An 11,533-nucleotide genomic window follows, 5' to 3' on the forward strand; every position below is an offset into this window, starting at 1 on the left:
CAGGTGCCCCAGACTGGTCTGCCTAGTCTTCCCGCATGGCCGACGCCCGCAACGACGCACGCGACCACGCCGGAAGCTCCCGTCGGGGAATGCCCTGGGCGGTCAACGACCCGATCGACCTGACCGGGCGCACGGCCCTCGTGACAGGCGCCGCGAGCGGCATCGGCGCGAGCATCGCCCGAGCGCTGGCCGCGGCCGGAGCAAAGGTGCACGCCGTCGACCAGGACGAGCACGGACTCGACGCCCTCGCCCGGTCGGCCGGTGTCGCGACGATCACGGCGGACCTCTGCGACCTCGACGTGCTCACCGACCTGCCGACCGACGTCGACATCCTCGTCAACAACGCCGGCATCCAGCACGTCAGCCCCATCGAGGAGTTCCCGGTCGAGCGTTTCGACCTCATCCTCGATCTCATGCTGGTCTCGCCGTTCCGGCTGATCCGCCAGTCCCTGCCGCACATGTACGACCGAGGCTGGGGCCGTGTCGTCAACATCTCGAGCGTCCACGGTCTGCGCGCCAGCGCGTTCAAGGCCGCCTACGTCACGGCCAAGCACGGCCTCGAAGGACTCTCGAAGGTCGTCGCCCTCGAGGGCGGCCCGCACGGGGTCACGTCGACGTGCATCAACCCGGCATACGTGCGCACTCCGCTCGTCGAGAGGCAGGTCACCGACCAGGCCCGCACGCACGGCATCCCGGAGACCGAGGTCGTCGAGAAGGTCATGCTGGCGCCGGTCGCGGTCAAGCGCCTCGTCGAGCCCGACGAGGTCGCCGCGCTGACCTTGTTCCTGTGCGGCCCCGCGTCCGCGTCGGTCAACGGCACGTCGTTCTCCATGGACGGCGGGTGGACGGCGCACTGACCGCGGTCCGCCCACCGAACCCCGACACGCCTAGGATCTGCCCGTGGCCACCCGCAGCGAGACGCCGTCGCCCGCCGACTCGGCTGAGCAGACACAGACGGCGGAGCAGGTGATGCACCTGCTCGAGCTGCTCGCGTCCGATGCCACGGTCGCCGAGGTCGCAGCTGCCGACGCGCCGGCCGAGGCCCGTGACCTCGCACTGCGGATCACGAGCACCCGCGAGGTGCACCAGCACCGCGAGGCCGGCCTCGCCGCCCTCCTCGACACGGCGCGCGAGCTCGCGACCGAAAGCGACCCAGGCTCGGTGCTCGACGCGATCGTGCGCCGCGCGCGCCGGCTCGTCGGCACCGACCTCGCGTACCTGACCCTCTACGACCCGGAGGCCGGCGACACGTACATGCGGGCCACCGACGGGTCGGTCTCGGCGGCGTTCCAGTCCGTCCGTCTCGCCCTCGGCGCCGGTCTCGGCGGTCTCGTCGCGTCGACGCGCAAGCCGTACTGGACTGCCGACTACTGGTCCGACGAGCGCTTCCGCCACACCGAGGCCATCAACAGCGCCGTCGGCGAGGAGGGCATCATCGCGATCTGCGGCACGCCGCTCATCGTCGAGTCCGAGTTCGTCGGCGTGCTCTTCGCGGCCAACCGGTCGTCACGGCCGTTCACACTCGAGGAGGTCGGGCTCCTCGGCAACCTCGCGACACTCGCCGCGGTGACGCTCGTCCAGACCCGCGCGCTCGCCGACGCCGAGAACGCGCTCGCGGCGCTGTCCGACGCCCACGAGACGGTCCGGCAGTACGCCGCCGGCGTCGAGAAGGCGGCAGCCGCGCACGACCGCTTCGCCTCCCTCGTGCTCGGCGGCGGCGGTGTCGACGACATCACGCACGCTCTGGGCGAGCTGCTCGGCGGCTGGGCGGTGCTCGTCGACGAGAACGGTCACCGGCGCAGCGCTGCCGGCCCGGCACCGGAGCACGATGCCGAGGGCGCCGACCCGTTCGCGTCGCTGAACACCCTCCCAGGCCTCGGCACCGGGCGCCTGGTCGAGCGCGACGGCGTGTATGCCGTGTCGGTGACCGCCGCGCGCGAGCGGCTCGGCACGATCTTCGTCGGAGGCCTCGGCACGCTGAGCGACTCGGAGCAGCGCACGGTGGAGCGGGCCGGCGTCGTGACGGCGCTCGTCCTGCTGTTCGAGCGCCAGGCGGCCGACGCGCGCCAGTCGGCCCGCAACCGGCTGGTCAGCGACCTGGTCAGCGCGCGCGGCTCACGCGACGAGCGCCTTAGCCTCGCCCGCACGGTCGGCTTCGACCCGCAGAAGCCGTTCTGCCTCCTCGTGCTGCGCGGCGACGAGGGGGGTGGACACCGGGCCCTGCTCATCTCGGCGAGCGCGGCGACGGGTGAGACCTCGCTGGTCGGGTCGCACGACGGTGACGTCATCGCGCTCGTGCGCGGCGTGGACGCCGACTCGCTGGCGCGCTCGACTGCCGCACGCATCGGCAAGCGCACGTGCGTCACCGTCGCCGGGGTCGGCCCGATCAGCGACGTCGACCGGATCACCGAGGCGCACGAGGAAGGAGCGCGCACCGTCGGCGCCCTCATCGCCCTGGGTCACAGAGGACGGGGCGCCGCGGCGACGCAGCTGGGTTTCGCCGGCCTCATCGTCGGCTCGCACCCGGATGTGGACGACTACGTGCGCAAGCTGCTCGGCCCCCTCGTCGACTACGACGAGCGGCGGGGCACCGACCTCGTCGGCACGCTGTCGGCGTACTTCGCGGCGGGCGGCAGCCCGCGGCACGCGGCAGGCACCCTGCACGTGCACGTCAACACCGTGTCGCAGCGCCTCGAGCGCATCACGGCGCTGCTCGGCGCGTCGTGGCAGCAGCCGGACCACGCGCTCGAGCTGCAGATCGCGCTGCGGCTGCGGTCTCTCCAGGCACCCGACTGAGCGGTCAGCTCGAGCGCTCCGGGAGGCGCGGCTCGAGGTCCGCGACGACCTGGTCGGCGGTGAGGCCGAGGGCTTCGAGGATCTGGCCGCGCGACGCATGGTCGAGGAACCGCTTCGGGATGCCGTAGGTGTGCACCGGCACGTCGAGCCCGGCCTCGCGCAGGGCCAGGGTGACGGCCGACCCGACGCCGCCGCTCACGAGGTTGTCCTCGACGACGGCCACGGCGCGAGCGCTCCGGGCGAGCTCGACGACGTCGTCGCTGACGGGCAGCACCCAGCGTGGGTCGACGACCCGGACGTCGCGGCCGTGGGCGGCGATCTTCTCGCCGGCCTCCGTGGCGAGCCCGGCGAAGGCGCCGACGCCGACGACGAGCAGGTCGACGTCGTCGCCGGCGTTCTCGAACAGCACGTCGACGTCGCCCACCGAACGGACCGCCATGAGGGGGTCGGCGACGTCGCCCTTGGGGAAGCGGATGACGGTGGGGCCGTCGGAGACGTCGACGGCCTCGCGCAGCGAGAGCCTGACCTGCTCGCCGTCGCGCGGCGCGGCCAGCCGCAGGCCCGGCACGATCGAGGTGAGCGTCATGTCCCACATGCCGTTGTGCGAGGCGCCGTCGCTGCCCGTGACCCCGGCGCGGTCGAGGATGAAGGTGACGCCCGCCCTGTGCAGGGCGCAGTCCATGAGCAGCTGGTCGAAGGCGCGGTTGAGGAAGGTCGCGTAGACGGCCACGACCGGGTGCAGGCCGGCGTAGGCGAGGCCCGATGCCATCGTGACCGCGTGCTGCTCGGCGATGCCGACGTCGAAGACGCGGTCGGGATAGGCGGCGGCGAAACCGTCGAGCCCGACGGGGATGAGCATGGCCGCGGTGAGGGCGACGACATCGGGACGCTCAGCCCCGATGGCCACCATCTCCTCGTTGAACTCGTCGGTCCAGATGCGGCCCGACACCTCGAACGGCAGACCCGTCTCGGGGTTGAACTTGCCGACGCCGTGGAACTGGTCCGCCTCGTCGTCGATGGCCGGCTGGTACCCACGGCCCTTCTGGGTGATGACGTGGACGATGACCGGTCCACCGAAGTCGCGGCCTTTGCGCAGGGCCCGCTCGACGGCGTGCTCGTCGTGGCCGTCGACGGGACCGATGTACTTGAGGCCGAGGTCCTCGAACATGCCCTGCGGGGCGACGATGTCCTTGATGCCCTTCTTGACGCCGTGAAGCGTCTCGAACATCGCGCCGCCGACGACGGGTGTACGCACCAACGAACGCTTGCCCCAGTCGAGGACGCGTTCGTAACCGCGGGTCGTGCGCAGCGTCGCGAGGTGGTCCGCGAGGCCGCCGATGGTCGGGGCGTAGGAGCGCTCGTTGTCGTTGACCACGATGACGAGGGGCAGCGTCTTGTCGACGGCGATGTTGTTGATCGCCTCCCACGCCATGCCGCCGGTGAGCGCGCCGTCCCCGATGACGGCCACCGTGTGCCGGTCCGTCTCACCGCGCAGGCGGCGGCCCTTGGCGATGCCGTCGGCCCACGACAGGGCGGTCGACGCGTGGGAGTTCTCGACGACGTCGTGCTCCGACTCGGCACGGCTCGGGTATCCGGAGAGGCCACCCTGCTTCTTCAGCCTGCTGAAGTCGTGGCGTCCGGTGAGCAGCTTGTGCACGTAGGACTGGTGCCCCGTGTCGAAGACGAACGTGTCGCGAGGCGAGTCGAAGACGCGGTGGAGCGCGATCGTCAGCTCGACGACACCGAGGTTGGGACCGAGGTGCCCGCCGGTCTTGGAGACCTCGGTGACGAGGAAGGTGCGGATCTCCTCCGCCAGCGCCGGGAGCTGGGTCGCCGGCAGGGCCTTGAGGGCCGCCGGGCTCGTGATCGTCTCCAGCAGGGCCACGCTGGGTCGTCCTCTCGGTGGTCGGTCGGGGGTTCGGTTCGGTGGTTCGGACTCGGGTGGGTCGATCGAGTCTACGGGTCAACGTCCGAGCCCTCCCAAAGGTGCACGCGAACCTTGTCAGGACCGTCACACCCCCCTCACAACCGCCCTCACAACCGCGGCGCGAAGACCTTGCCCTGGAGCGCCTCGTGGAGCAACCGCACCGACCGCGACGCCGCAAGGAGCCGAATTCCCTCGGCCTCGATCTGGCCCAGGATCTCGGTCAGCGCCTCGGCCGGTACGTGCGGCCCGATCGCGACGCGCGCCTCGCGCCACGCATCACGCATCGCGACGACCTGGCCGTCGATGTGCCGGCCGGCCAGCCACGCGAGCGCGATCGGGTGACGCCGCCACCCGGCATACGCCCGGTAGTCCGGTGGGCACTGGTCGAGCAGCCACAGCACGGCCCGGTCCTCCCAGCCCGGCGTGTGCGCCGGTGGCACCCCCGTCGGCCAGCCCGGCGGCGTGTGCCCGGTCGGGGTCGGTGCGCTGGGCGTGGACATGGCCCCAGTCTGCCTCCCCTACCCTTCGACCATGACAACGGTCGGCTGGGTGACGGTCTTCCTCGACCTGCCGCCGCACGCGCACGAGGCGGGCACGCGCTTCTGGTCGGCGGTCACCGGGTATGCCGTGTCTCCGCCTCGTGGGGACCATGCGGAGTTCACGACGCTCCTGCCACCACACGGCGACCCACACCTCAAGCTCCAGCGCACCGAGACCGCCGACGGCGACGCGCCGCCGGCCGTGCACCTCGACCTGCATGTGGCCTCCGTGGACGACGCCGCGTCGCGCGCCGAACGGCTGGGGGCAGAGGTGGCCCACCGGTCGGAGCACGGGTACGTCGTGCTGCGCTCCCCAGGCGGCTTCGTCTTCTGCCTCGTCGACGAGCCGCTCGTCGAGAGGCCCGCGCCGACGCGCTGGCCGCAGCAGCACGAGAGCATCGTCGACCAGGTCTGCCTCGACATCCCGGCGCCCGGCTACGAGGCCGAGTGTGCCTTCTGGTCCGGGCTCACCGGGTGGCCGGAGCGACGGTCGGTGAGCCGCCCGGAGTTCCGCCACCTCGAGCGGCCCGGCGCGATGCCCGTCCGGCTGCTGCTCCAGCGGCTCGAGGAGCCGGGTGCGGCGCCTGTGTCGGGTCACCTCGACCTGGCCTGCGACGACCGGCAGGCCGAGGTGGCCAGGCACGTGACCCTCGGCGCCGCCGTCGTCGCCGACCACGGCGGCGGCTGGACGGTGCTGCGCGACCCCGCCGGAGGGCTCTACTGCATCACCGACCGCGACCCGCGCTCGGGTCTGCGCCCCTGACCCCCGCGTCGGCTACCAGTTGGCCTGGGCGGGTGCCGGCGGCAGCGGGCGGTCGCCCGGGTGGATGACGTAGACGATGCCGCCGCTGTGGGGCACCCAGACGTTCTCGAACTCCTCGCGAAGGTAGGTGACCCGCACCTGCTCGTCGCTGGCCAGCAGGTGCGAGGCCGGGTCGTTGCAGACGACGTCACCGGACTCGGTGAAACCGACGACGACCATCAGGTGACCGTTGGTGCCGTAGCCCGCACCGGTCAGCTCGCCCTTCTTGAACGACACGGAGACCACGAGGGGGATGCCCGCGGCGATGAACGCCTCGGCCTCGGTGAGGCTGCGCAGCCGTGTGACGAAACCGCGCAGGTCGCCGCGCGTGGCGGCGTACGCGGTGTTGAACGGCCAGTTGCCCGCGCCGTCGTACGTGTAGTCGAAGACGTTGCGTGCCGTGAAGTCGACCTGGGCGTCGACGGCGGGGTCGACCCAGGCGGTCTCGTCGGCGGTCGGGCCGGCACCCCAGTAGGCGACGACCATCGACGTCGAGGTGGGTGAGCACCACGCCTCGCCGCCGTTGTCCCACTGCGGGTAGTGCCCGACATGCACCTCCTGGGAGTACGTCGGCACGTCGAGCACGGTGCCGCAGGCGGGTCCGTTGGCGCTGCGCGGCACCTTCTTCGTGTCGGGCAGGGCCGAGGCCATCGCCCCGACCACCGCGACGGTCGGGGTGTCGCCAGAGCCGGGTACGCGCATGAGGCGCACCTCGAGCTGCCAGTCCGTCAGCGTGTAGCCGCTGCGGGTCGCGAGCGTGTCGGTGAGGACGGTCGCCACCGTGTCGCCCTGACCCGCGAGCGAGGTGCGGTGGATGCCGCCGCCGTCGGCCGGGTCCTTCGTGGCCCACCGGCCGAGGACGTAGTCCTTCGTCGTGGCGCCGGCGCTCGTGCCGCGCACCCGGACCTCGACCCACGAGCCGCCGGGCGTCGTGGCGTTCCACGAGGCGACGAGCTCAGTCAGCGGGAAGCCGGGAGCGACGACCGGCGAGGTCCACGTGGCGACGTCGTAACGCACCGGCCTGGTCGACGTCCCGTGGGGGTCGACGTAGTCGATGGTGCGGTCGAAGGGGCCGAAGGCGAGGTCGGCTCCCTCCCACGAGACGTAGGCGACCTGGCGCGGCGGGTCGCCCTTCTTGGTCTGGGCGGCACGGGCACGGGTCGCGCCCCTCAGGCCGGCGCCGGTGAGGGCGGCTCCGGCGGCCGCGCTGGTGAGCAGCGTGCGGCGGCTCGGCTGGAACGGGACGTCGGAGACGACGGAGCGACTGGGCATGGCACACCTTCCGGAAGGAGCTCGCGCGGCCAGTCAACACCCGCTCCTACCCCGGTTGGGGCTTCCCGCCGAAAGTTGTCGCGATGAGAACGTGGCTCGCGGGAAATCGACGCGTCACGCCCAGTTCGGCTCGGCCGGCACATGGGGCAGGGCGACGTCGCGAGGGTGCATGACGTAGGCCAGGCCACCGTTCGACCCGAGCCACACGCGCTCGAACTGGTCCCGCCGGTAGACCGTCCGCACCTGCTCGTTGCTCGGGACCCGGTGCGAGTTCGGGTCGTTGGAGATGACGTCACCCTGCGCGGTGAAACCCACGACGGTCAGCAGGTGGCCGTCCGTCTCGTAGCCGGCGCCGTCGAGCTCGTCCTCGTGGAAGCTGACCGACACGACGAGGGGTACACCCGCCAGGACGAACGCCTCCGCCTCGGTCAGGTCACGCAGCCGGGTGACGTACGCGCGGAGTCCGCGTGCCCCGGCGTATGCCGTGTTGAACGCCCAGTTGCCAGCGCCGCGGTAGGAGCGGTCGAAGACGCGGCGCACGGCGTGCACGACCTGCGGGTCGGTGCCGTGCCCGACCCAGGCGGCCTCGGCGGCGGTGGGCGCACGGCCCCAGTGCTCGAGGAGCATGGTCGTCGACGTCGGCGAGCACCAGGACTGGCCCCCGTTGCCCCACTCGGGGAACGTGTCGACGTGCAGGCGCTGCGAGTGCGGCGGCACGTCGACCTCGTGTCCGCTGCCGGCGCCGGGGGCGCTCGTCGGCTCGGCGGGCTCGATCGTGAAGCGCGACGCGGCGCCGGCGACGAGCGACAGGTGGGGCCAGCCGCCGTCCGCGGCCGGGTCGGTGGCCAGCGCGGTCGTCCGCAGCTGCCACTGGTCGAAACCCCGGCCCGGGGCGGAGACCCACGTGTCGGTAGCGACCGTTCCGGCGTCGAGCTGCTGACCGCGCACCGTCGTCCGGGTGATCGGCGACTCCCCCGCCGGATCGTCCTCGGCCCAGCGCGCAAAGGTGAACCACGGAGTCCACCCGTCGTCGTCCGCCACCCGTCCCTCGACGTGCAGCCACGTGCCGGACGGCGTTTGGGCGTTCCACGACGGGATGAGCTCCGTTGCGGCGTAAGGCAGCTCGACGACCGGCGACTCCCAGACCCGCGCTGCATACGTGACGGGCGCGGCGCCGGTGACATGGACATCCGCATAGGCGACGTCGGGCGCGGGCTGCCAGTCGAAGCCGGATTCCCAGAGGCTCAGCGTGGCATGTCGCTCGGTCACGCGACGAGCATGCCACCCGGCGGCGTCCGGGACGCGCGGGGGCCCGGCCACCGCGTGGTGCGGCGACCGGGCCCGTCGGACGGCGCGCGTGTCAGCTCGCGACGAGCGAGCGCAGGACGTACTGGAGGATGCCGCCGTTGCGGTAGTAGTCCGCCTCGCCGGGGGTGTCGATGCGCACGACCGCATCGAAGGTCACAGGACTCGACTCCGATCCCTCCTTCGTCGCGACGACCTTGACGGTCTTCGGCGTGGTGCCATCGTTGAGGGCGGTGATGCCGGTGATCGAGAAGGTCTCGGTGCCGTCGAGGCCGAGGGACTCGGCGTTCTGGCCCTGCGGGTACTGCAGCGGGATGACCCCCATGCCGATGAGGTTGGAGCGGTGGATGCGCTCGTAGCTCTCGGCGATGACGGCCTTGACGCCGAGCAGGCTCGTGCCCTTGGCTGCCCAGTCACGTGACGAGCCCGAGCCGTACTCCTTGCCCGACAGGATGACGAGCGGCGTGCCGGCCGCGGCGTAGCTCTGAGCAGCGTCGTAGATCGTCGTCTGCTCGCCACCCTTCGTGAAGTCCCGAGTGAAGCCGCCCTCGACACCGTCGAGGAGGAGGTTCTTCAGGCGGATGTTCGCGAACGTCCCACGGATCATGACCTCGTGGTTGCCGCGGCGCGAGCCGTAGGAGTTGAAGTCCTTGCGCTCGATGCCGTGCTCGGCGAGGTACTTCCCGGCGGGGCTGTCGGTCTTGATCGCACCGGCCGGGCTGATGTGGTCGGTGGTCACGGAGTCGCCGAGCTTGGCGAGCACGCGGGCGCCCTCGATGTCGGCCACCGGGGTCGTCTCCATCGACATGCCGTCGAAGTACGGGGGCTTGCGCACGTAGGTCGACTCGCCGTCCCATGCGAACGTGTCACCCTCAGGGGTCGGGAGCGACTGCCAGCGCTCGTCGCCGGCGAAGACGTCGGCGTAGTCGTCGGTGAACATCTGCTGGTTGATGCTCCCGGCGATCGTCTGCTCGACGTCGGCCGGTGCCGGCCAGATGTCCTTGAGGAACACGTCGTTGCCGTCGGTGTCCTGCCCGAGAGGCTGCGACTCGAAGTCGAAGTCCATCGTGCCGGCGAGAGCGTACGCGATGACGAGCGGCGGGCTCGCGAGGTAGTTCATCTTCACGTCGGGGTTGATGCGGCCCTCGAAGTTGCGGTTGCCCGAGAGCACCGACGTGACGGCGAGGTCGGCGTCGTTGATCGCCTGGGAGATCTCGTCGTTGAGCGGGCCGGAGTTGCCGATGCACGTCGTGCAGCCGTAGCCGACGAGGTGGAAGCCCAGCTTCTCCAGGTAGGGCCACATGCCGGCCTTGTCGTAGTAGCCCGTGACGACCTTGGAGCCGGGGGCCATCGACGTCTTGACCCACGGGGCGACCGTGAGGCCCTTCTCGACGGCGTTCTTGGCGAGCATGGCCGCCGCCATCATGACCGACGGGTTCGACGTGTTGGTGCAGCTCGTGATGGAGGCGATCGAGACGATGCCGTGGTCGATCTCGAACTCGCGGCCCTCGGCGTCCTTGACCGCGACCTTCTTCGACGGACGGCCGTTGGCGATGCCGTCGTGCGGCTTGTCGCCGCCGTTGTCCTCGCCCGGGTCGCTCGCGGGGAACGACTGGGCCGAGCCGGGGTCGCCCTCGTCGTGCGCGACGTAGGTCGGCAGCACCTTGCGGAACGCGTCCTTGGCATCGACCAGGGCGATGCGGTCCTGCGGGCGCTTCGGCCCGGCGATCGAGGGGACGACCGTCGACAGGTCCAGCTCGATGTACTCGCTGTAGCGGGCCTCCGGCTGGTCGGGACCGGCCTTGAGCCACATGCCCTGCTCCTTGGCGTAGGCCTCGACGAGAGCGACGCTCTCGTCGGAGCGGCCGGTGAGGCGCAGGTACTCGAGCGTGACGTCGTCGATCGGGAAGATCGCACACGTCGAGCCGAACTCGGGGCTCATGTTGCCGATGGTGGCGCGGTTGGCGAGCGGCACCTGCGAGACACCCTCGCCGTAGAACTCGACGAACTTGCCGACGACGCCGTGGTCACGCAGCATCTCGGTGATCGTGAGCACGACATCCGTGGCCGTTGCCGCCGTCGGGATGGCTCCGGAGAGCTTGAAGCCGACGACGCGCGGGATGAGCATCGAGACGGGCTGGCCGAGCATGGCCGCCTCGGCCTCGATGCCACCCACGCCCCAGCCGAGGACGCCGAGGCCGTTGACCATCGTCGTGTGCGAGTCGGTGCCGACGCACGTGTCCGGGTAGGCGACCTGCTCACCGTCGATCTCGCGGACCATGACGGTGCGCGCGAGGTGCTCGATGTTGACCTGGTGGACGATGCCCGTGCCTGGCGGGACGACCTTGAAGTCGTCGAAGGCGGTCTGGCCCCAACGCAGGAACTGGTAGCGCTCGCGGTTGCGCTGGTACTCGATCTCGACGTTGCGCTCGAAGGCGTCGGCACGGCCGAAGACGTCGATGATGACCGAGTGGTCGATGACGAGCTCGGCCGGGGCGAGCGGGTTGATCTTGGCGGGGTCGCCGCCGAGGTCGGCCACGGCCTCACGCATCGTGGCGAGGTCGACGACACAGGGCACGCCGGTGAAGTCCTGCATGATCACGCGGGCGGGCGTGAACTGGATCTCGGTGTCGGGCTGCGCGTTCTCGTCCCACGAGCCGACCGCGCGGATGTGGTCGGCCGTGATGTTGGCGCCGTCCTCGGTGCGCAGGAGGTTCTCGAGGAGCACCTTGAGGCTGTACGGCAGGGTCTCCTGCCCCTCGACTCCGGCGAGCCGGTAGATCTCGTAGGACTGGCCGGAGACCTCGAGGGTCCCCTTCGCCTTGAAGCTGTCGATGCTGCCCACAGCGGGCTCCTTCCAGCAACGTTGTTGGATGTCGCAGTGCTCAATTT

The 11,533-nt window shown here is 71.1% G+C and carries 8 protein-coding genes; 3 read left to right on the top strand and 5 right to left on the bottom strand.

Annotated elements, in window-relative coordinates; translation table 11 throughout:
- Positions 1 to 35: 35 nt before the first annotated feature.
- Positions 36 to 857, top strand: coding sequence for a 3-hydroxybutyrate dehydrogenase (locus H9I49_RS20075; RefSeq protein ID WP_188032140.1), 822 nt, complete (start codon positions 36 to 38; stop codon positions 855 to 857).
- Between the two features lie 43 nt (positions 858 to 900).
- On the top strand, positions 901 to 2,796 hold the full coding sequence (locus H9I49_RS20080; RefSeq protein WP_188032141.1) for a helix-turn-helix domain-containing protein: 1,896 nt from the start codon (positions 901 to 903) through the stop codon (positions 2,794 to 2,796).
- A gap of 4 nt (positions 2,797 to 2,800) precedes the next feature.
- Here the strand turns inward: H9I49_RS20080 and dxs are convergent, their stop codons facing one another.
- On the bottom strand, positions 2,801 to 4,681 hold the full coding sequence (gene dxs, locus H9I49_RS20085) for a 1-deoxy-D-xylulose-5-phosphate synthase (RefSeq protein ID WP_188032142.1): 1,881 nt from the start codon (positions 4,679 to 4,681) through the stop codon (positions 2,801 to 2,803).
- Between the two features lie 149 nt (positions 4,682 to 4,830).
- Positions 4,831 to 5,223, bottom strand: a complete 393-nt coding sequence (locus tag H9I49_RS20090) for a hypothetical protein (RefSeq protein ID WP_223128937.1) — start codon at positions 5,221 to 5,223, stop codon at positions 4,831 to 4,833.
- Between the two features lie 31 nt (positions 5,224 to 5,254).
- Here H9I49_RS20090 and H9I49_RS20095 point away from each other — a divergent pair, with 31 nt between their 5' ends.
- Positions 5,255 to 6,025, top strand: coding sequence for a VOC family protein (locus H9I49_RS20095; RefSeq protein ID WP_188032143.1), 771 nt, complete (start codon positions 5,255 to 5,257; stop codon positions 6,023 to 6,025).
- Between the two features lie 12 nt (positions 6,026 to 6,037).
- Here the strand turns inward: H9I49_RS20095 and H9I49_RS20100 are convergent, their stop codons facing one another.
- From H9I49_RS20100 to acnA, 3 genes are all read right to left on the bottom strand, one after another.
- On the bottom strand, positions 6,038 to 7,336 hold the full coding sequence (locus tag H9I49_RS20100; protein ID WP_188032144.1) for a C39 family peptidase: 1,299 nt from the start codon (positions 7,334 to 7,336) through the stop codon (positions 6,038 to 6,040).
- Between the two features lie 114 nt (positions 7,337 to 7,450).
- Positions 7,451 to 8,605 (bottom strand): C39 family peptidase, encoded by a 1,155-nt coding sequence (locus H9I49_RS20105; RefSeq protein WP_188032145.1) that lies wholly within the window; start codon positions 8,603 to 8,605, stop codon positions 7,451 to 7,453.
- Between the two features lie 91 nt (positions 8,606 to 8,696).
- Positions 8,697 to 11,486, bottom strand: coding sequence for an aconitate hydratase AcnA (acnA, locus tag H9I49_RS20110; RefSeq protein ID WP_188032146.1), 2,790 nt, complete (start codon positions 11,484 to 11,486; stop codon positions 8,697 to 8,699).
- Positions 11,487 to 11,533: the final 47 nt, after the last annotated feature.

Source organism: Terrabacter sp. MAHUQ-38, assembly GCF_014518425.1.
In the GTDB taxonomy this organism is placed as follows: Bacteria; Actinomycetota; Actinomycetes; order Actinomycetales; family Dermatophilaceae; genus Terrabacter.

Bases quoted from the DNA above. Each gene is read 5' to 3' on its own strand.
- H9I49_RS20075 (WP_188032140.1), top strand. From the start codon at position 36: ATGGCCGACGCCCGCAACGACGCACGCGACCACGCCGGAAGCTCCCGT.
- H9I49_RS20090 (WP_223128937.1), bottom strand. From the start codon at position 5,223: ATGTCCACGCCCAGCGCACCGACCCCGACCGGGCACACGCCGCCGGGC.
- H9I49_RS20095 (WP_188032143.1), top strand. From the start codon at position 5,255: ATGACAACGGTCGGCTGGGTGACGGTCTTCCTCGACCTGCCGCCGCAC.
- H9I49_RS20100 (WP_188032144.1), bottom strand. From the start codon at position 7,336: ATGCCCAGTCGCTCCGTCGTCTCCGACGTCCCGTTCCAGCCGAGCCGC.